Origin of the sequence: Streptomyces sp. BE303 (genome assembly GCF_036290945.1) — a bacterium.
Lineage (GTDB): Bacteria > Actinomycetota > Actinomycetes > Streptomycetales > Streptomycetaceae > Kitasatospora.
In genome coordinates this window covers 1-20,278 of sequence record NZ_JAQYWZ010000639.1, presented here as the reverse complement: position 1 = coordinate 20,278, position 20,278 = coordinate 1, and the positions used below count along the sequence as shown (strand labels likewise).

Annotated in this window: 17 protein-coding genes; 9 read left to right on the top strand and 8 right to left on the bottom strand. The window is 75.9% G+C overall.

Translation table 11 applies throughout. The annotated features are described in order from the left end of the window. The first annotated feature begins 5 nt into the window (after positions 1-5). Both PUR56_RS14940 and PUR56_RS14935 read left to right on the top strand, forming a co-directional pair. Positions 6-776, top strand: coding sequence for an alpha/beta fold hydrolase (locus PUR56_RS14940; RefSeq protein WP_329885228.1), 771 nt, complete (start codon positions 6-8; stop codon positions 774-776). A 37-nt stretch (positions 777-813) separates the two neighbouring features. Then, positions 814-1,737 carry an aminoglycoside phosphotransferase family protein gene (locus PUR56_RS14935; RefSeq protein ID WP_329949265.1) on the top strand — a complete coding sequence of 308 codons (924 nt, stop codon included), beginning with the start codon at positions 814-816 and terminating at the stop codon, positions 1,735-1,737. A 75-nt stretch (positions 1,738-1,812) separates the two neighbouring features. On the opposite strand, the gene PUR56_RS14930 is transcribed toward PUR56_RS14935, so the two are convergent. Beyond that, positions 1,813-2,760 carry a helix-turn-helix domain-containing protein gene (locus PUR56_RS14930; RefSeq protein WP_329949264.1) on the bottom strand — a complete coding sequence of 316 codons (948 nt, stop codon included), beginning with the start codon at positions 2,758-2,760 and terminating at the stop codon, positions 1,813-1,815. A 98-nt stretch (positions 2,761-2,858) separates the two neighbouring features. Here PUR56_RS14930 and PUR56_RS14925 point away from each other — a divergent pair, with 98 nt between their 5' ends. Further along, positions 2,859-3,890 carry a saccharopine dehydrogenase NADP-binding domain-containing protein gene (locus PUR56_RS14925; protein ID WP_329949263.1) on the top strand — a complete coding sequence of 344 codons (1,032 nt, stop codon included), beginning with the start codon at positions 2,859-2,861 and terminating at the stop codon, positions 3,888-3,890. Between the two features lie 84 nt (positions 3,891-3,974). Here PUR56_RS14925 and PUR56_RS14920 read toward each other — a convergent pair whose 3' ends face one another. The 5 genes from PUR56_RS14920 to PUR56_RS14900 all read right to left on the bottom strand — a co-directional run bounded on the left by PUR56_RS14920 (position 3,975) and on the right by PUR56_RS14900 (position 8,335). Continuing rightward, on the bottom strand, positions 3,975-4,862 hold the full coding sequence (locus PUR56_RS14920) for a biotin-dependent carboxyltransferase family protein (RefSeq protein WP_329949262.1): 888 nt from the start codon (positions 4,860-4,862) through the stop codon (positions 3,975-3,977). Beyond that, positions 4,859-5,644 carry a 5-oxoprolinase subunit PxpB gene (gene pxpB / locus PUR56_RS14915; protein WP_443034505.1) on the bottom strand — a complete coding sequence of 262 codons (786 nt, stop codon included), beginning with the start codon at positions 5,642-5,644 and terminating at the stop codon, positions 4,859-4,861. The genes PUR56_RS14920 and pxpB overlap by 4 nt, the downstream gene beginning before the upstream one ends. Positions 5,645-5,652: 8 nt before the next feature. Further along, the gene (locus tag PUR56_RS14910; RefSeq protein ID WP_329885223.1) at positions 5,653-6,429 is read right to left on the bottom strand and encodes a LamB/YcsF family protein; all 777 of its coding nucleotides are present in this window, start codon (positions 6,427-6,429) and stop codon (positions 5,653-5,655) included. Between the two features lie 75 nt (positions 6,430-6,504). Continuing rightward, positions 6,505-7,059 carry a hypothetical protein gene (locus PUR56_RS14905; RefSeq protein WP_329949261.1) on the bottom strand — a complete coding sequence of 185 codons (555 nt, stop codon included), beginning with the start codon at positions 7,057-7,059 and terminating at the stop codon, positions 6,505-6,507. A gap of 229 nt (positions 7,060-7,288) precedes the next feature. Further along, entirely contained in the window at positions 7,289-8,335 is a 1,047-nt protein-coding gene (locus tag PUR56_RS14900) for an IPT/TIG domain-containing protein (protein ID WP_329949260.1), read from the bottom strand. A gap of 227 nt (positions 8,336-8,562) precedes the next feature. Between PUR56_RS14900 and PUR56_RS14895 the strand changes: the two genes are divergently transcribed. From PUR56_RS14895 to PUR56_RS14880, 4 genes are all read left to right on the top strand, one after another. Beyond that, a complete protein-coding gene (locus tag PUR56_RS14895; protein ID WP_380359077.1) occupies positions 8,563-10,107 on the top strand; it encodes a hypothetical protein in 1,545 nt (514 codons plus the stop codon). A gap of 217 nt (positions 10,108-10,324) precedes the next feature. Further along, positions 10,325-11,200: a hypothetical protein gene (locus PUR56_RS14890; protein WP_329885220.1), complete on the top strand. Its 876-nt coding sequence runs from the start codon at positions 10,325-10,327 to the stop codon at positions 11,198-11,200. A gap of 96 nt (positions 11,201-11,296) precedes the next feature. Next, entirely contained in the window at positions 11,297-15,883 is a 4,587-nt protein-coding gene (locus tag PUR56_RS14885) for a hypothetical protein (protein ID WP_329949259.1), read from the top strand. 19 nt (positions 15,884-15,902) lie between these two features. Next, positions 15,903-16,667 (top strand): metallophosphoesterase, encoded by a 765-nt coding sequence (locus PUR56_RS14880; RefSeq protein WP_329949258.1) that lies wholly within the window; start codon positions 15,903-15,905, stop codon positions 16,665-16,667. On the opposite strand, the gene PUR56_RS14875 is transcribed toward PUR56_RS14880, so the two are convergent. Together PUR56_RS14875 and PUR56_RS14870 are read right to left on the bottom strand one after the other, a co-directional pair. Then, positions 16,643-17,092 (bottom strand): hypothetical protein, encoded by a 450-nt coding sequence (locus PUR56_RS14875; RefSeq protein ID WP_329949257.1) that lies wholly within the window; start codon positions 17,090-17,092, stop codon positions 16,643-16,645. The two genes, PUR56_RS14880 and PUR56_RS14875, sit on opposite strands and share 25 nt — an antisense overlap. 209 nt (positions 17,093-17,301) lie before the next feature. After that, the gene (locus PUR56_RS14870; protein WP_329885216.1) at positions 17,302-17,997 is read right to left on the bottom strand and encodes a FadR/GntR family transcriptional regulator; all 696 of its coding nucleotides are present in this window, start codon (positions 17,995-17,997) and stop codon (positions 17,302-17,304) included. Between the two features lie 204 nt (positions 17,998-18,201). Here PUR56_RS14870 and PUR56_RS14865 point away from each other — a divergent pair, with 204 nt between their 5' ends. Together PUR56_RS14865 and PUR56_RS14860 are read left to right on the top strand one after the other, a co-directional pair. Beyond that, a complete protein-coding gene (locus PUR56_RS14865) occupies positions 18,202-18,756 on the top strand; it encodes a gluconokinase (RefSeq protein WP_329949256.1) in 555 nt (184 codons plus the stop codon). Continuing rightward, complete coding sequence (locus PUR56_RS14860; protein ID WP_329949255.1) at positions 18,753-20,141, top strand: GntT/GntP/DsdX family permease; 1,389 nt, start codon at positions 18,753-18,755, stop codon at positions 20,139-20,141. The genes PUR56_RS14865 and PUR56_RS14860 overlap by 4 nt, the downstream gene beginning before the upstream one ends. The last annotated feature ends 137 nt before the right edge of the window (positions 20,142-20,278 follow it).

The window sequence follows — 20,278 nt, the reverse complement described above, 5'->3', positions numbered from 1 at the left end:
CGATCGTGCGCGAAGCCACCGTCACCCCGAACGGCGACCGGATCCGCTGGGTCGAGGTCCCCGGCGCCGAACCCGCCCGCCTCTACCTGCACGGCCTCGGCTCCAGCTCGCCCGTCTACTTCGCCGCGGCGGCGGCCCACCCGCTGCTCACCGGCCGCCGCTCGCTCCTGCTCGACCTGCTCGGCTTCGGGATCAGCGACCGGCCCGCCGGCTTCGCGTACACGATGGAGGACCACGCCGACGCGGTCGCCACGGCGGTCCGGGCGGCGGGCCTGACCCGGGTCGAGGTGGTCGGCCACAGCATGGGCGGCGCGGTCGCGGTGGTGCTGGCCCACCGGCACCCCGGGCTGGTCGCCAGCCTCGTCCTGGTCGACGCCGCCATCGACCCGGCCGCTCCCGTGCGGGGCCCCGGCAGCAGCGGCCTCGCCAGCTTCACCGAGGAGGAGTTCCTGGCCGGCGGCCACGAGCAGGTGGCCGAGTGGGCGGGCCCGTTCTGGTGGGCGACCATGCGGCTGGCCGGTCCCGAGGCGCTCCACCGCAGCGCCGTCCACCGCTCCCGGGGCACCGTCCCGACCGTCCGCGAGCTGCTGGTCGGACTCGACCTGCCGCGCACCTTCCTCCACCCGGCCGAGGACGGCCCCTACCCCGGAGCGGATCGACTCCGCGAGGCCGGGGTGGTGCTCGCGGCCGTCCCGGACTGCGGGCACAACATCATGCTCGATAATCCGGAGGGGTTCGCGGCCGTCGCCGCGGCCGGGCTGGCGCGCCGCACCTGAGCGCCCGGCCGTCCTCCGACCGAGGGAGTCGTCCGACATGGTGATCCGCGTCCCCGAGGCCCTGACCGCCTCGCTCGACGGTTTCCTCGGGGAGCCCGGCCGCAGCTGGGCGGCCGGGCTCCCCGCCCTCGCCGACGAGCTCATGGACCGCTGGTCGCTCCGCCCCGACGGGCCGGTCGCGCACGGTGCGGTCGGCCTCGTCCTCCCGGTCCGCCGCGCCGACGGCACCCGCGCCGCACTCAAGCTCCAGCCCGTGGACGAGGAGACGGCCGGCGAGCCCGTCGCCCTCCGCGCCTGGGGCGGGCGGGGCGCCGTCCGGCTGCTCGACCACGACCCGACGACCGGCTCGATGCTGCTGGAGCGCCTCGACCCGGCCCGCTCGTTGAGCGCCGAGCCCGACCACCTGGTCGCCGTCGGCGAGATCGCCGCACTGCTCGCCGAGCTGACGATCCATCAGGCGCCGCACGGCATGCGCACCCTGGCGGACGTCACCGACGCGATGCTGGCCGACGTCCCGGAGGCGCTCGCCGGACTCGCCGACCCGGCCGACCGCCGGTTGCTCGCCGACTGCGCCGCCGCCGTCCGCGAGGTCAGGTCCGAGCCCGGCGACCGGTTGCTCCACTGGGACCTCCACTACGACAACGTGCTCGCCCCGCCCGGGCCGGACGGCCGCGCGGCCTGGCTCGCCATCGACCCCAAGCCGCTCGCCGGCGATCCCGGCTTCGAGCTGCTCCCCGCCCTCGGGAACCGCTGGACCGACCTCACCGCCACCGGCGACCTGCCGCGTGCGCTGCGCCGCCGCTTCGACCTGATGACGGACCGCCTCGCCCTCGACCGCCCGCGCGCCGTCGGTTGGACGCTCGGCCGGGTCCTCCAGAACGCCATGTGGGACGTCGAGGACGGCGAGGACGTCGTCGCCCCGGTCCAGCGGGCCGTCGCCGAGACGCTGTTGGCCCGGTAGTCCGGCAGCCCGGAAGGTCGGTGCCTCGGGACGCCGGACGGGCCGACCCGCCCCGCCGTCGCGCGCGTCCGCCGGTCAGGCGGGCCGTGCGCTGCGGAACGAGTGCCGGTAGCTGGCGGGCGGGACCCCGACGACCCGCTTGAACTGACGCCGGAGCGTCGTCGCCGTGCCCATGCCGGTGGCGATGGCGATCGCCTCGACGCTCTCGTCGGTGGACTCCAGCAACTCCTGTGCGCGGCGGACGCGTTGGGTCAGCAGCCACTGGATCGGGCTCTGTCCGAGTACGGACCGGAACTGCCGTCCGAGGTGGCGCGGGCTGGTGTTCGCCCGGCGGGCGAGGTCGGTCACCGTCAGCGGCTGGTCCAGCCGCTGCTGCACCCAGGCGAGCAGCTGGGAGAGCGTGTGGTCGCCCGAGGACTGGACCGGCGTGGCCACGAACTGGGCCTGGCCGCCGGGGCGGTGCGGCGGCATGACGAGGCGGCGGGCGACGGAGTTGGCGATCGCGGCGCCGTGGTCGAGGTGCACCAGGTGCAGGCAGAGGTCCACGGCGGCGGCCTTGCCGGCGGCCGTCAGTACGCTGCCGTTGTCCGTGTAGAGCACGTCCGGGTCGACCACCGCCAGCGGGTGACGGGCGCTCAACTCCGCGGCGTGTGCCCAGTGGGTGGTGGCGCACCGGCCGTCCAGCAGGCCCGCGGCGCCGAGCACGAACGCCCCGGTGCACAGGGACGCGACCCGGGCGCCCGCCGCGTGGGCGGCGCGGACGGCCTCGACGACCTCGGCGGGTGGCGGCTCGTCGACGTCGGCGCACGCGGGCACGATCACCGTGTCGGCCTCGGCCAGCCGCTCCAGCCCGTGGTCGGGTTCGACCAGGAACGGGCCGACCCGCAGCGGGCCCGGCCCGCAGAGCAGGACGTCGTACCAGGCGTTCGCGGCCTCGCGCGGGGGATTGCCGAAGATCTCGTAGGCCACCGCGAGTTCGAAGTGCAGCAGGTGACCGGCGGCCAGCAGTGCGACAGTCGGCATGTCCGAAAGTGTACGGGCGATGTCGTTCCGGACCCTCACGCTCCGGACCTGCCGACGGTGAGACTTGGTCGGTCAGCACGTCGAGAGCGGGGGGAACCATGGGTACAGCGGGTGCGGTAGTGGTCTACGGGGCGACCGGGCACACCGGGCGCTTCGTCGTCGCCGAGCTGCGGAGGCGCGGTCTCGCCACCGTCGCCTCCGGCCGGGACGCGGCCCGGCTGGAGGAACTCGCCGCCGAGTGGGGCGACGTGGCGGTGCGCCCGGCGACCGTCGACGACGCCGGCTCGCTGGACCGGGCGCTCGCGGGTGCGGCGGCGGTCGTCAACTGCGCCGGACCGTTCGCCGTGACGGCGGGCCCGTTGGTCGAGGCGGCGCTGCGCGCGGGGATCCCGTACGTCGACGTGGCGGCGGAGATCGAGGCGAACGTCCAGACGTTCGCCGAACACGCGGACGCGGCCCGGGAGGCGGGCGTCGCCGTGGTGCCGGCGATGGCGTTCTACGGCGGGCTGGGTGATCTGCTGGCGACCGCGGCGATGGGCGAGTGGACGACGGCGGACGCGGCGCACGTCGCGTACGGGCTGAACAGCTGGCACCCCACGCCGGGCACCCGGGTGGCCGGCCAGGTCTCCCACCAGCGGCGCGCCGGCCGCCGGGTGCGGTTCGCGGACGGCGAGCTCCGGTACCACGACGACGAGGTGGTGGAGCAGGACTGGGACTTCCCGGCGCCGCTGGGCGAGCGACGGGTGATCGCCGAGTTCACCATGGCCGACGTCGTGACCCTGCCCAGCCACCTGGCGGTGCCGGAGGTCCGCACCTACATGACCGTCGAGGCCGCGAGGGACCTGGCGGCGGAGGCCACCCCGGCGCCTGAGGCGGTCGACGCCCTGGGACGGTCGGACCAGACCTTCGTCGTGGACGTCGTCGTCGCCGCGGGCGGCGTCGAGCGCCGCGCCGCGGCACGCGGCCAGGACATCTACGCGATCACGGCGCCCCTGGCGGTGGAGGCCGTCCGGAGGATCCTCGCCGGGGAGACGCGGACGACGGGCGTGGCCTCGGCCGGTGCGATGTTCGACGCGGCGGACTTCCTCCGGGCCCTGAGCCCGTACCTGGCGGTCGAGCTCCCGCACTGACCGGCCACCCGGCCACCCGGCCACGGCCCCACGCGTTCCGCAGCGCCGGGCCGCCGCGCCGACCGGCCCGGCCGGGACCGGGCGCTACCGCCCCCGGTCCCGGCGCCCCCGGACCACCGTGAAGCGGACCGGGGTGCCGGGCCGGGCCTGGGCGGCGGCGGCCAGATCGGCGGGCGGGACGACACCGACGACCGGGTACCCGCCGGTGGTCGGATGGTCGGCCAGGAAGACCACCGGGCAGCCGTCGGGCGGGACCTGTACGGCGCCCAGCACCATGCCCTCGCTCGCCAGTTCGTCGTCCCGCGCCCGGCGGACCGGCGGGCCCTCGGTCCGCAGCGCGATCCGGTTGCTGGCCGGGGCCACCCGGTAGGGGTCGCCGGCGAGCCGTGTCAGGGCCTGCGGGTCGAACCAGTCCGCGCGCGGGCCGGGCCTCAGCCGCAGCACCAGCGCGTCCGGCGGCGCGGGCAGCGGGACCAGCTCGGGCGCCGGCCGGTACGGCGGAGGCGGGCCGACCGGCAGCCGGTCGCCGGCGGCCAGCGGAGCCGGTCCCAGCCCGGACAGCAGGTCGGCCGACCGGCTGCCGAGGACCGGCGGGACGGCGATCCCGCCCGCCACCGCCAGGTAGGCGCGCACGCCGTGGGTCGCGGCGCCGACCTCGACCACCGCTCCGGCGGGTACGGCGACCGGCGCGCCCCAGGCGGCGGCCCGGCCGTCCACCCGGACCGGCGACGGTGCGCCGGTGACCGCGAGGACCAGCGGCCGGAGCGCGCGCAGCGCGACGCCGCCGAGCGTGGTCTCCAGGGCCGCAGCGCCGGGCTCGTTGCCGGCCAGCCGGTTGGCCGCGCGCAGCGCGGGCTCGTCCAGCGCGCCCGCCCGGGGCACGCCGAGGTGGGCGACACCGCGCCGCCCGAGGTCCTGCACCGTGGTGAGCGGTCCGGGCCGGAGCACCAGCAGCCCGTCGGCCGGGGTCACGCCGCACCGCCGGGGCGTCCGGCCCGGGCGCCGCGGCCACCGCTCGCCGGTGCCGCGCCGCCCGCCTCCGCGCCGCCGTGGGCGGTCGGCAGGCCGGGTCCGTCCGCCGGCGGGGTGAACAGACCGGGTCCGCCCGTCAGCGGGGTGAAGCGGACCCGCACCCCCGGCGCGAGGAGCGCCGCCGGCTCGCGGGCGGTGTCCCACAGCGGCAGCGGGGTGCGTCCGAGGAGCTGCCAGCCGCCGGGGGAGGAACGCGGGTAGACCCCGGTGTAGGGGCCGGCCAGGGCGACCGAGCCGGCCGGGACGGCGCTGCGCGGGGTGGCGCGGCGCGGTACCCCGTACCGGGGCGGCAGGCCGGTGAGGTAGCCGAAACCGGGGGCGAAGCCGCAGAACGCGACGACGTACTCGGGTTCGGTGTGGATCCGGACGGCGGCCTCCGGGGAGACGCCCCAGAGCGCGGCGACCTCGGCGAGGTCCTCGCCGTCGTACACGGTCGGCACCTCCACCAGCGGGCCGGTCGCGGTGTCGGCGGCCGTCGGGCGCGCGCTTCGCAGCAGGGCCGCCAGCGCGGGGACGTCGGCCACGCCGTCCAGCAGGACGGTCCGCGCGGCGGGGACGATCTCCTCGACCTCGGGCAGCTCGCCGGCGGCCTGCCGTTCGCGCAGCCACGCGTAGAGGGCGGTGGCACCGGCGGGGTCGGCCGGTTCGGCCAGCAGTGCCCGGTCGCCGACCGGTCGGACCGCGATCGGCCGGTGTGCGGCAGGACCTCCCCCGTCGGGCACGGCCGCGGTCACGCGAAGGGCTCCACCCGGACGCCCGCGGAGGCGAGCGCGCCGCGGATGCGCCAGGCCAGCTGGGCGGCGCCGGGGGTGTCGCCGTGGACGCAGAGGGAGCGGGCCTCGACGGTGATCGGCTCGCCGCCGACGGCGTCCACCGAACCGTCCCGGGCGATGCCGACCGCGCGGGTGATCACCGTCGCGGGGTCGTGCACCACGGCGTCCGGCTCGCGGCGCGGGACGAGCGTGCCGGCCCAGGTGTAGGCGCGGTCGGCGAAGGCCTCGGCGACGACCGGCAGGCCGACGCCCTCGGCGACCGCCAGCAGCCGGGAGCCCGGCAGGCCGAGGACGGGCAGCGGGCCGTCGCAGACGGCCCCGGCCCGAAGGATGCCGGCGACCACGGCCTCGGCCTGTTCGGAGTCGGCGACCACCCGGTTGTAGAGGGCGCCGTGCGGCTTGACGTAGGAGACCCGGGAGCCGGCCGCGCGGGCGAAGACCTGGAGGGCGCCGATCTGGTAGGCGATCTCGTCGGCCAGTTCGTCGGGCGGGACGTCCATGGCGCGGCGGCCGAAGCCGGCGAGGTCGCGGTAGGAGACCTGGGCGCCGATCCGTACGCCGCGCTCGGCGGCCAGGGAGCAGACCCGGCGCATGGTGGACGGGTCACCGGCGTGGAAGCCGCAGGCGACGTTGGCGCTGGTGACGACGGAGAGCAGGGCCTCGTCGTCGGTCAGCGTCCAGCGTCCGAACCCCTCACCGAGGTCCGCATTGAGATCGATCACCGCGTCGGCCACGCCCGTCCCGCCTCCCAGCAGCTGTTGAGCCAGATGGTAGGGCCTGCGGGTGAGGGCGGGGTGACGCCCGCCCGGTCAGCCCACTGCCGGGGCCGGTCGGCTCTCCGCCCGCTCGACGAGGGGCCGCAGCGCGCGCAGCACGATCAGCAGCGGCACCACGCCCACGACCCCGAACGACATGTCGACAAGGCTCCAGTACGGGGGGATGCCGCGGAGCGGTCCGCAGACCAGGGCGAGGGGGATGATCCCGGCGCAGGCGAGGACCGCCCGACGGATCACCCAGACGTTGCGCACCGGGTCCTTCAGCGGGCCCAGGAAGGCCGCCGCGATCACCAGGTGGGCGAAGGCCGGCCCGTCGGTGCCGTAGGCGAGGAAGGGGTGGCGGGCGTTGGTCTCGGCGACGCCGTCGCGGACCTTCTCGATCCACTCCAGCAGGGCGGGGAACCGGTCGGTGACGGGGGCGCCGGGGCCGGCGGCCAGGTCGGCGAGCCACCGGGTCTCGCTCTCCAGGGGGAAGGCGGTCAGTCCGCTCGGCACCAGGCAGACCACGAAGACCCGCAGCCACCGCCGGACCCGTCGCAGGGCCGCCCGTTCGGCTGCGGTCCCAGCGTCTCCGGTCGCGTCGCTCATGGCGGAAACCCCCGTGTCGAGGCGGCAGGCCGGGCGGTTCCCGTCTGCACGGAAGTGACTCCAGACCTCGAATTGAACGTGTTCAACTCCCCGGCGGGCCCGCCCGGAGCGCCGCCCAGGGGCCCTGGTCGAGGGAGCTCCGCCCCCGCCCTACCGGGCCCGGAACCGCCGCCGAACGCAGCGGGGCCCGGCACCGCAGCGGGTGCCGGGCCCCGTCGGGGTGCCGTCGTCAGGGCGTGTAGGTGAACCGGCCCGCGGTGACGGGCGCGCTCGTCCCGCCGGCCGTCGTCACCGTCACGTCGACCACGCCGGAGCCCGCCGGGGCGGTCGCCGAGCAGAGCGCCGGGCCGCAGGAGTAGCGGGTGGCCGGCACTCCGCCGAAGCGCACCGTACCGTTGGCCAGGCCGGCGCCCTGCACGTAGATCTGGGTGCCGCCGGCGGCCGGTCCGGTGCTGGTGGTCAGGCCGGTGACCGCCGGTGCGGCCGGCGCCGGCGGAGCGGCGCCGGTGTAGTCGAACGTGGTGGCCGCGGTCGCGGAGCCGCCGGGGGTGACCACGGTGACCGGCACGCTGCCCGAGCCGCCGGGCGCGGTCACGGCGCAGCCCGTCGCGGTGCAGCTGCCGGCCGCGACCGAGTCGCCGAACAGGACGAAGCCGTTGTCCAGGCCGGTCCCGGTCAGCGTGACGGGGGTGCCGCCGGTGCCCGGGCCGGTCGTGGTGCCGAGGGCGGCCACCACGGGGGCGGCCTGGGTGGCCGGGGCCTGCGGGCCGCTGCCGAGCAGGTAGGAGGAGACGTTGTCCGACGGGTCGGCGTCGTTCCGGTTCGCGGCCGTCACCTTGATCGTCCCGGACGGCCTGGTTCCGTGGGAGGCGACGGTCACCTTCATGAACTCGCTGCGCCCCGGCGCGCGGTTCCCGGTGAAGTAGGCGTCGAGCCGGCGGCCGTCGGGCGAGACCGTCTGGGTGAAGGTGTAGTCCTGGAAGGAGGTGATCGTCGCGCCGTCGGTGGTCAGGCCGGGCGGCAGTTCGACGGTGAGGTGGGTGACGCCGGTGAGGTCGGCGGTGCCGGTGGACTTCCAGGTCACCGAGATGTTGGTGTGGTCGACCGGGAAGATCGGGTAGTTCCCGGCCTGCGTCACGGTCACGTTCTGGCCGGTGACCGCCGCCTTGGCGGCGGTGCCGGTGGTGGTCGCGGCGGTGGACACGGCGGCGCCGGTGGTGAGGGCGGCCACGGCGAGGGCGGCGGCGAGGCCGCCTCGTACCAGTCTGGTGATCATATGGGAAATCATGGCGGGGGCGGTTCGTTCGTGGGGCCGTTTCTCGAAAGCGGGTTCTATTCGCCCCCGGCTCGTCGGGAGCCGTTCTCCTCGCCGTTCCCTCCCCGGTGCCGCGCGCTCCCGTCCCGCACCGCCGTCCCGCACGTCCGCCCCGGCCGGTGGGCCGGCGGGACGTCCGTAAGGTCCGTTTCGGTCGATGTCGGCGCCTACCTCTAGTCTTGTCCACCGTGACCGTCATCGCTGACCAGCCCACCGAGCACGGCTCCCGGCCGCCCGCCGGGCCCGCCGTCGCCGCCGCGCGGCCCGCGCCCGGCCCCGCCGCCGACGAGGGCCTCGCCCGCCGGCTCAAGGCACTGGCCTGCACCGCGCCGCTGCACGACCTGGACAGCCGCAAGGTCATGCTCGCCGGCGAGTACGGCGGCTACGCGATGGCCGAGGTCGGGCTCGCCGCGATCGACCTGGTCACCCTCAACATGGACTTCGACACCGGGGCCGACCGCGAGATAGTGCTGGCCCGGCTGCTGCCCCGGGTCGCCGCCCAGGCACCCGCCCGGTCCGCCGCCGAGCACCAGCGCGTCGGCCGGTGGGTGCTGGAGTCGCTGATCAACGTCGGCAGCGTCGACCGCGGCTTCCGCGCCGTCTACGGCACCTTCGACGCCGAGGGCGCGTACGTCCGCCGCGACTACGACTTCAAGCTGATCGAGGAGGTCCCGGGCCCCGACGGCGGCGTCTACCTGCGGACCACCGACGAGGCGGTCAACGTCCTCGTCGGCGCGCTCGACACGGACGTCACCTCCGCCCAGATCGCCGCCGAGGTCAAGCTGGAGGTGCTGATCCGGCGCGGTCGCCTGGCCGACGCCCAGCTCGCCGCCGAGCAGGCCCGCTACCGCACGGTCCAGTACGCCGAGACGCTGCGCCGCGCCCTCGACGCCACCCGCCGCAACGTCCGCGCGGTCGACTGGATGCAGGCCGTCCCCGACCTCATCGACGAGGCCCTCGACCACATCGCCGACCGCTACCGGCACGAGAACGCGATTCTCACCAACATCCGCAAGGCCCGGGACGAGGCCGAGGACCAGGAGCACAAGCGTCGCGCCGCCGAGCTGGTCGACATCGTCAAGGACTGCATCCGCCGCCACACCCAGCTGCAGACCAGGCTGCTGGAGGCCGGGCCGCTGTTCCGCGCCGAACAGGACCGGCAGGCCTTCTCCGCCCCGCGCGCCCGCAGCGGCATCGACCTCTACGGGCAGCTGCTCGCCCCCGTGCTCCGGCTGCCGATAGAGCAGGCCGTCGGTCCCACCGGCGCGTTCTTCGCCCGCGGTACCGGTCTGCGCACCCCGGTCTCGGTCCGGGTCGCCGACCTGGTCGACCTGCTGCTCACCCCGCCGGTCGAGCGCGAGCACCTGGGCGCCGAGATGCCCGACCCGGACCTCGTCGCCACCCCGGACGACAGCCGGTTCTCCGAGGCCCAGCTGGAGGCCGCGCTGGAGCTGCTCGACCTGCCGGCCGACGCGCCCCGGCGGCTCTCCGGCCTGCTCGCCGAGGCCCGCGCGCAGGATCCGGAACTCCCCTACCTGGTCGCCCTGCTGGCCGTGCACGCGGCCAGCCCGCCGGTCGGCACCGCCTACCGGCAGGGGGAGGAGCGGCTGCTCTTCGCGGTCGACGACGGGACGGTGCTGCACGACCGGGAGTTCGGCGGCGCCGACCTCGTGGTCGGCAGCGCCCTGCTCGACGCGGCCGGCATGGCGGCCGACCGCAAGGAAGCCGGCTGATCCGCATGCCGACGCGCCACCGGACCACCCACCGGACGCCCACCCGCCGGACGACCGGACACCGGCCCCCCGCCGGGCCGGAAGCCCGCCCGGAAGCCCGCCCGGAAGCCGGGCCGGAGACCGGCCCGGTCGGACACCCCGCCGCCCGCCGGACCACCCGCCCGGCCGGCCGGCAGACCCCCCGAACCCCCAGCAACGCCCCCGAGGAGCACCGCCCGTGACGACCCACCACGACACGTCCTGGGCGCCCGAGACCGAGCCCGCCGCGCCCGCGCCGATCACCCCGGCCGACGTGGCCGACGCCGCCCGGCTGGTCTCCTTCGGCCTCCAGGCCAAGCTGCTCCCGGCCCGCGACGCCGAGTACACCGAACTGGTCCGCCGCTACCGCGAGGACCCGGCCTTCGCCCGCCTCGCCGACGCCGTCGCCACCGGCATGGGCCTGGTCGTCCTGGAGGTCTCGCCGCGCGCCGGCATGGCCGTCGCCGCCGCCGAGGAGTCCGTCTTCGCCGTCCGGATGGGCGACTACTCCCGGCGTGCCGCCTCCGAGTCCACCGACCGCTTCCTGCACGGCCTGGCCCACCTCGCCGTCGCCGCGATGGCCTTCCCCCGGCCCGAGGACCTCGCCGACGACGGCTACCTCGGCCGGATCACCGTCAACGGCGTCGACGCCTTCGTCCGCCAGGCCTGCCGCCGCCTGGAGGAACAGGCCACCGTGGACGGCGCCAACACCGACCCGCACAGCGACGCCCCCGGCCTGGAGGCCGCCTGGCGGGTCTGGGCCCGGCGCACCGCCACCGGCGCCACCAAGGACGCGCGCCGGCTGTCCGGCTCCACCATCGGCATCGTCGCCAAGGCCGTGCTGTTCCTGGTCGACTCCGGCTTCCTGCAGAAGGTCGCGGACGACGCCGGCGGCACCTACCGCACCACCGCCCGCTACCAGCTCCAGGTCCGCGACCTGGCCGGCAGCGCCGCGATGGCCGAACTGCTCGACCTCGGCGTCGTCCCGGTCTCCGACGGCACGGCCACCCTGCTGCCCCCGGACACCGGTGACGAGCTGGTCGCCGACGCCGGCCTCCCGTTCCACTCCCTCTGACGCCCCCCACCCCCCGCCCGCTCCTCCGGCATCCGCCCCGACCCCTGTCGTCCGAACCAGCCCCCCATCCACCCGTCTCCTGGAGAACCGCCGCACATGTACGAGCTCAACCGGGTCCGCCTCTACTCGATCGGACCGGCCGGCGCCCGCTACGCCGACACGGTGCTCGACCTGCGCGGCGTGGGTGAGCCCGTCGCCGATCCGGCCCCCCAGCAGATCGGCCTGTTCGGCGAGGAGCCCGACGGTCCGGTCCGCCGCCCGGCGCCCGCCGGTGTGCTCTTCCTGGAGAACGGCGGCGGCAAGTCCGTCCTGCTCAAGCTGATCTTCTCGGTCATGCTCCCCGGTCACCGCAACACCCTCGGCGGCGCCAGCTCCGGCGTGCTCCGCAAGTTCCTGCTCGCCGACGACTGCGGCCACGTCGCCCTGGAGTGGCAGCACACCGTCACCGGCGAGCCGATCGTGGTCGGCAAGGTCAGCGAGTGGCGCGGACGCCAGGTCTCCTCGGACCCGCGCAAGTTCGCCGAGACCTGGTACTCCTTCCGCCCCGGCCCCGGCCTCACCCTGGACTCCCTCCCGGTCTCCGAGCGGGTCAGCCTGGCCGGCGACCAGAAGGCCCGTGGCCGCCGCCGCACCATGAAGGGGTTCCGCGACGCCCTCACCGAGGCAGGCAAGGCCCACCCGCACCTCGACCTGGTCTTCGAGGACGGCCACGACCGCTGGACCGAGCACCTCGGTGAACTCGGCCTCGACCCCGAACTCTTCCGCTACCAGCGCGAGATGAACGCCGACGAGGGCGAGGCGGCCGGCCTCTTCGCGGTCAAGCAGGACAAGGACTTCACCGACCTGCTGCTGCGCGCCGTCACCGACACCCGGGACACCGACGGCCTCGCCGACCTGGTCCACGGCTTCGCCGCCAAACTCGGCCTGCGTTCCGAACTCACCGCCGAACGCGACTTCACCGCCGGTTCGCTGGAGCTGCTGGAGCGCATCGCCGAGTCCACCACCGCCCGCGAGTCCGTCCGCGAGGCCCACCGCACGGCCGAGCGCCGCACCCGTCGGCTCGCCCACGCCCTGAGTTCCCGGGCCGCCGCCGAACGCGACCGCGCCCACGACCTGGCCGTCGAGGTGGCCGCCGCCGAGGGCGCCGTCACCGCCGCCGAGACCGACCGCACCCGGCACACCCTGATCGCCGCCGAACTCACCCACCGGCACGCCACCCTCGCCCTGGCCGCCGCCACCGCCGAGGCCGCCGCGCTGCGCCGCGAGCTCACCGACGCCCGCACCCTGCACTCCGCCTGGCAGGCCGCCGAGACGGTGCTCCGCCAGCGCGCCGCAGCCGACCGGGTGGCGCGGGTCGCCGCCGCGATCCGTGAGGCGGAGCTGGACGCCGCCCCCGCGCTGGCCGCCCGGGCCCGCGCCGCCACCGCGCTGGCCCGCGTCCTGGAGAGCGCCGCCGCCGCCGCCGAGCTGCGCGCCGACACCGAGGAGGAGCGCGCCGCCGAACTCCAGGCCGACGGCGCCAAGTCCCAGACCGACGCCACCGAGGCCGCCACCGCCGCGCAGAAGGCCCGCAGCGAGGCCGACCACCTGCGCCAGCGGCTCGCCGAGGTCGAGCGGGAGACCGAGGCCGCCGTCGAGGCCGGCTGGATCGACCCCGACACCGCGGAGCCGGACCCGGCCCGCGCCGCCCTGCACGCCGCCGACGTCGAGAAGTCCGCCGGCGACGCCCTCGCCCGGGCCCGTACCGCCGCCGAGGCCGCCGCCGCCCGGCTGCGCGAGGCCGCCGCCGCCACCGGCCGCGCCGAACTCGCCGACGCCCGCGCCACCGACGCCCGCAAGGCCGCCGTCCGGGCACTCGCCACCGAGCAGCGCACCGCCGCCCTGCTCGCCACCGAGCCCCGCCTCGCCGATCTGCTCTCGCTCACGCCCGCTCCCACCGACTGGCACGAGGAGGGGACGGGAGCCGAGGAGGACGCCGGCTTCCTCACCCCCGCCGTCCTCGACCGCAACGCCGAGTACCTGCGCGAACTCCTCGACGAGACCATCGCCGCCGCCGAGCGCACCCTCTTCGACCTGCGCACCGCCGCCGCCGACGACTCCCGGATCCTCGCCGCCCTCGGCGACGGCGGCCTGCTGCCGCCCGGCCCGGACGTCCTGGCCACCGTCGAGTACCTCGCCGAGCACGGCATCCCCGCGCTGCCCGGCTGGCGCTACCTCGCCCAGTCCGTCGACCCGGCCGACCACGAGGCGATCCTCGCCGCCCGCCCCGAACTCGTCGACGGCGTCGTCATCACCGACCCCCACTCGCTCGACCGGGCCCGCGAGGCCCTGCAGTCCGCCGCGCTGCTGCCCCGCTCGACCGTCGCCGTCGGCGCCGCCGCCGCGCTGATCGCCCCGATCACCGACGAGCCGGCCTTCTTCCTGGTCCCGCCGAACCCGGCCATGCACGACGAGTCCGCCGCCGACGACGAGCGCCGCGAGCTGCGCGCCCGCGCCACCGCCCGCGAGGAGCACATCCGCGAACTCGCCGGCCGCCTCGGCGGCGACCGCGCGCTGGCCGCCCGGCTCGCCTCCTGGCACGCCAGCTGCCCGCCCGGCACCCTCGCCGAACTGGCCGCCGCCGCCGAGGCCGCCCGCGAGCACGCCGAGCACGCCGCCGCGGCCCTGGCCACCCTGCGGGCCGAGCACGACGAGGCCGAGACCGACCACGCCACCGCCACCGTCGCCCACGAGGAGCACCGGGAGGCCGCCCAGCAGGCCCGGCGCCGCGCCGACGCCCTCTCCGGCCTCGCCTTCCGCCTGCGCGAGCGGGCCAACTGGAGCCGCCGCCAGCGCGAACTCGCCGAGGACGCCGCCGAGTGCGACCGCCGTCAGGCCGTCTGCGCCGAACGCGCCCGCACCTGCGACGAGGACCGGCGCGCCGCCCAGCGCGCCGCCGACGACGCCCGCCGGACCGCCCGTACCCTGCGGGCCGAACGCGCCGAGATCCCCGCCGCCGAGCAGGACGACGAGCCCGTCGAGGCGACGTCCGTCGCGCTCCCCGCACTCCGCGAGGCCTACCGGGCCGCGTCCCAGCTGTACGAGAAGGTCGGCGTCGGCGCCGACCTGCGCGCCGAGCAGGCCCGCGCCGAGGGCGACGAGGCCGCCGCCGCGACCGAGCTCGACCGCCTCACCAACAAGGTCCGCACCCGCGCCGAGGAACTGCTGGGCAGCCCCGACGGCGCCGACGGCCCGGCCCGTCAGGCCGCCGCCGCCCGGGCCGAGGAGCTGGTCGCCACCATCGAGACCCGCGCCGCCGTCGCCAGCGAGCAGCTCGGCCGGCTCCGCGGTGACGCCGAACGCTCCGCCCCCGTCGACGGCGAGGCGCACACCGAGCTGCCCGAGGAGCTGGTCCCCGCCGACCCCGAGCACGCCCAGGTCCTGCTGCGGACCGCCACCGGCCGGCTCGCCGACCGCCGCGAGGCCCTGGACACCGCCCGCACCGTGCACGCCGACCTCCGGCGCACCTCCGACGCCGCCCAGGCCGCCGCCGCCGACTTCGACGAGCACGCCGGTCAGCTCCGCGACGGCCTGCGCGAGCACCAGGACGACGCGGACCGGCCGGTCGAGCCCTACCTGGGCTCGATCGTCGACGCCCGCGCCGCCGCCGCCGAGGCCCGCCGTGCCCTGCGCACCGCCGCCGGCGAGCTCTCCTCCGCCGAACTCGCCGTACGCGACGCCTCGGACACGCTGGTCCGGCACGCCAACGCGGCCCGCTTCGAGGCCGTCCGCACCCCGGCCCGCCAGCAGATCCGCGAACTGCCCGCCTCCGCCCTGCCCGACCACGCCGTCGCCTGGGCCGTCGCCTTCGCCCCCCGGCTGCGCGTGCTCACCGACGAACTCGCCCAGCTGGAGCGCAACCGAGGCTCGATCGTCGACCGCCTGCGCGGCCTGGTGGAGTCCTCGCTCACCACCCTGCGCGCCGCCCAGCGGCTCTCCCGGCTGCCCGAGGGCCTGGGGGAGTGGTCCGGCCAGGAGTTCCTCCGGATCCGCTTCGAGGACCCGGACCACGCCACCCTGGTCGAGCGGCTCGGCGAGGTCATCGACGAGGCCACCCGCGCCGCCGTCCGGAAGAACAGCGACCTGCGTCGCGACGGCATGTCCCTGCTGCTGCGCGGCGTCGCCGCCGCGATCGGCCCGCGAGGGGTCTCCGTCGAGATCCTCAAGCCCGACGCGGTGCTGCGGGCCGAACGGGTCGGCGTCGGCCAGATGTCCGACGTCTTCTCCGGCGGCCAGCTGCTCACCGCCGCCATCGCGCTGTACTGCACGATGGCCGCGCTGCGCGCCAACGACCGGGGCCAGTCCCAGCTGCGGCACGCCGGCACCCTGTTCCTCGACAACCCGATCGGCCGGGCCAACGCCACCTACCTGCTGGAGCTCCAGCGCGCCGTGGCCGACGCGCTCGGCGTCCAGCTGATCTACACCACCGGGTTGTTCGACACCACGGCGCTCGCCGAGTTCCCGCTGGTCATCCGGCTGCGCAACGACGCCGACCTGCGGGCGGGGCTGAAGTACATCTCGGTGGAGGAACACCTGCGGCCCGGCCTGCCGGCGCCGCAGGACCCGGACGGCCCGGCCGTCCACGGCGAGATCACCGCCACCCGGATGTTCAAGCGGCCGGCGGAGGCACCGGCCTCCTCGTGACCGTCGTACGGTGGGGCGCATGTTGACGATCGTTCACTTCAGCGACACCCACCTGGGCCAGGACCACCACGGGGACGGCGGTGCGCGGGCGCGCGGGCGGGCCGAGCGGGTGATGGCGTACCTCGACGCCCTGCCCGGCGCGCCGGACGCCGTCCTGGTCACCGGCGACCTCGCGGACCACGGCCTGCCCGCCGAGTACCGCGAGGTCGCCGAGGCGCTGGTCTCCCGCCACCCGGTGCTGTTCTGTCCCGGCAACCACGACATACGCGGGCCCTACCGGGAGGTGCTGCTCGGCGAGGGGCCCGCCGACGGCCCGGTCAACCGGCTGCACCGGCTGCCCGGCGCCGACGTGCTGATGCTGGACTCCTCCGTCCCGGGCCGGCACGACGGCCTGCTCGACGAGGAGACCCTCGGCTGGCTGGACCGCACGCTGGCCGAGGGGGCGCCGGACCGCCCCGCGCTGGTGGCCTTCCACCACCCGCCGGTGGTGCTGCACCTGCCGTACGTGGACCCGATCCGGCAGTTCGGCGAGGAGCGGCTCGCCGAGGTGCTGGGCCGCCACCCCCGGGTCAGGGCGCTGCTCTGCGGTCACGCCCACACCGCGGCGGCCACCACCTTCGCCGGACTGCCGCTGCTGGTCGCGCCGGGCGTGGTCTCCACCGTCGCGCTGCCCTGCGAGGGCGGGGCCGAGATCACCTACGACCAGCCGCCGATGGTCGCCTTCCACGTGCTGGACGACACCGGACGGCTCACCACCCACTACCGGGTGGTCACCTCCGGCTGACGCGGCCCGTGGCCGGCCGGCGGGTGCGGGTGCGGGGGCGGGTACGCCGGCGGGTACGTCGCGGCGCGTGCCTGCGGCCGCGGCTGGCCGGCCGGCGGGGGAGCGGTTCCCGGCGGCCCCGGTCGCGGCGCCGGTCGTGGCCCCGCCGGAGCCCGGCTGCCGGCCATCGGCGAGGCGGAGTCCGGCCCGCGCAACCGCTGCGCGGCGACCTGACGCGAGATCAGGATCTCCAGGAGGCACCACATCGTGCCGAACACCCCGAGCCCCATCGCCATCAGGGCCGGTGTCATCAACCAGCTGTCGGCGTAGGAGGACAGCGCCGCGAGGACGATGCCGACCAGGGTGAAGGCGAGACAGAGCACCGCCCGGACGACGGTGGTCCGCACCTCGTCGGGCAGACGGCGGCGACGGCGTGCGGATGACATCGGGCGACCCCCAGGCGCGGTCACGGCGGCGTACGCGGGCGGACACGGGTGGAACCGGTCGGGGCGGGCAGGGTTCCGGAGTGACCGGCGGCCGGGAGCGCGCCCCTCTGCACCACTCTGCCCTGTCGTACCCGGACTATGCGCACGAATCCCCCGAACTGACACCAAATCGTGTGATCAGGGCCGGAGCGGCCGAAACCTCCGGGCGCTCAGCCCAGTTGACGACCGAGCTCCTCCAGCGCGCCCGTCACGATCGTCCGCATCGCCCGCTCGGCGTGTTCGGCGTCCCCCGCGCAGACCGCCTCCGCGACCTCGCGGTGCAGCCGGATCGCGTACGGCTCGGGCTGATGGGGCATCAGATGGTACTCGGTCCGGCCGGTGAGCACCGCCCCCACGGTGTCACCGAGGTGCGCGAACATCTCGTTGCGGGAGGCGCGCAGCACGGTGGCGTGGAAGTCGATGTCGTGCTGGAGGAAGGCGGCCAGGTCGGCGGCGCGCGCGGTCACCGTCAACTCGACGGCCAGGGAGCTGAGTCGGCGCCGCTCGTCGTCGGTGGCGTGGTGGGCGGCGAGGGCCGCCGCGGCCGGCTCCACGGCCAGCCGGAGCGAGCCGAGCGAGCGCAGCTGCGCGGGGCGGTCGGCGCCCGCCAGCCGCCAGCGGATCACCAGCGGATCGAAGACGTCCCAGTCTGACTTGGGCTGCACGGTGATCCCGACCCGGCGGCGGGAGGCCACCATGCGCATCCCCTCCAGGATCCGCACCGACTCGCGGACCACCGTCCGCGACACCCCGAACCGCTCCTCCAGCTCCTCGGCCCGCAGCACCGCGCCCTCGGGAACCTCCCCGGACGCGATGGCCGGCCCCAGCTCCGCGAGCAGTCGGCCGGGCAGCCCCTGGATCTCCATCCGCCCAGCCTAGACGCCCGCCCCCGGCCCGCACCCCCCGACCTGCACCCGGGGCCCTGACCTGCACCCCGGGACCGGCCCGCGCCCCCGAACCCCGCGGTGCGCCCCGGCCGGGAACAAAAGTATGACGATTTGATTTCCAGCACTTGAATACGTCATATCTTTGAGAAACAGTGGCGGCCAGGCAACGAAGGAGCACCACCCATGGCTCTCAGCGTCGAGAACCACGACACCCCCGCAGCACCCCTCACGGTCGTCGTGATGGGCGTCTCGGGCGTCGGCAAGACCACCCTGGCCCGTCTGCTGGCCGACCGCCTCGGCCTCCCCTTCGCCGAGGCGGACGACTTCCACCCGCCCGCCAACATCGCCAAGATGTCGGCCGGCACCCCGCTGGACGACCGGGACCGGGCCCCCTGGCTGCGCGCCGTCGGCGCCTGGCTCAAGGAGCGCACCGAGGCCGGCACCGGCGGTGTGGTCACCTGCTCGGCGCTGAAGCACGGCTATCGCGACACCCTCCGCGAGGCCTGCCCGGACGCCTGGTTCCTGCACCTCAGCGGCGGTCACGAGCTGGTCGGGGACCGGCTCGCCCACCGCACCGGCCACTTCATGCCGACGTCGCTGCTCGACTCGCAGTACGCGGCCCTGGAACCCCTCGGTCCGGACGAGCGGGGCGCCGCCCTGGACGTCGGCCCGTCCCCCGAAGACCTCGTCGAGAAGGCCGTGGCGCTGCTGCGGCCCGTCAATGGAGACCTCGCGTGACCACCCTCCTCGCGGCCGCCGCACCGGCCCTGCCGCACACCGACAGCGACCTCCGGCTGTTGATCGCGGTGCTGCTCAGCATCGGCGCCATCGTGCTGCTGATCACCAGGTTCAAGCTGCACCCGTTCCTGGCCCTCACCCTCGGCTCGGGGCTGCTGGCGGCCGTCGCGGGCGCGCCGTTCGACAAGCTGCTCGGCAGCTTCTCCACGGGCTTCGGCGCCACCGTGGCGGGCGTCGGGCTGCTGATCGGCCTGGGCGCGATGCTCGGCAAGCTGCTCGCCGACTCGGGCGGGGCGAACATCATCGCCGACACCGTGCTGGCCCGCTCCGGCCCGAAGGCGCTGCCCTGGGCCATGGCGCTGATCGCGGCCGTGCTCGGTCTGCCGCTCTTCTTCGAGGTCGGTGTCGTCCTGCTGATCCCGATCGTGCTGCTGGTGGCGCGCCGGGGCAACGTCCCGCTGATGCGGATCGGCATCCCGGCCCTTGCCGGCCTCTCGGTCCTGCACGGCCTGGTGCCGCCGCACCCGGGCCCGCTGGTCGCCGTCGACGCGCTGAAGGCCGACCTCGGCATCACCCTGGCCCTCGGCCTGCTGATCGCCGTTCCGACGCTGATCGTCGCCGGCCCGCTGTTCGCGCGGGTCGCCGAGCGCTGGGTCGGCCCGCTGGAGATCCCGGAGAACACCGCCCCGGAGGGAGCCGTCGAACGGCCGGAGCGCACGCCGTCCTTCGGCGCCGTCCTGGCGACCATCCTGCTGCCGGTGGTGCTGATGCTCGGCAAGGCGCTGGCCGACGTCGTGGTCGACGACCCGAAGGCGCTGCCGCAGCGGGTGTTCGACTTCATCGGCTCGCCGCTGATCGCCCTGCTCGCCGCGACCCTGCTCGGCATGGTCACCCTCGGCCGGGCGGCCGGTTTCGACCGGGACCGGATCTCCGACACGGTCGGCAGGTCGCTCGGCCCGATCGCCGGCATCGTCTTCATCGTCGGTGCGGGCGGCGGCTTCAAGCAGACCCTGATCGACGTGGGCGTCGGCGACGCGGTGAGCGAGTGGTCGGCCAGGTGGCACATCTCGGCGCTGCTGCTCGGCTGGCTGATCGCCGTCCTGATCCGGCTCGCGACCGGCTCCGCGACGGTGGCCACCATCACCGCGGCCGGCATCGTCGCCCCGCTGGCCGCCGACATGTCCTCGACCCACGCGGCCCTGCTGGTCCTGGCGATCGGCGCCGGCTCGCTCTTCTTCTCGCACGTCAACGACGCCGGCTTCTGGCTGGTGAAGGAGTACTTCGGGATGAGCGTCGGCCAGACCCTGAAGTCCTGGTCGGTGATGGAGACGGTGATCTCGGTCGTCGCGATCGCTCTGATCATGCCGCTCAGCCTGATCATCTAGCCCCAATGCCGTGTAGATAGAGCCGTGGGTGGCCGCGTCAAGTCGCCTGAAATGGGACGGAGCTCCTGCTAGAACCGTGTCGACCAAGATCACTGTTCGGTAGGAGCTCCGTTGGGTGCCAAGTCTGTCATCTCTCG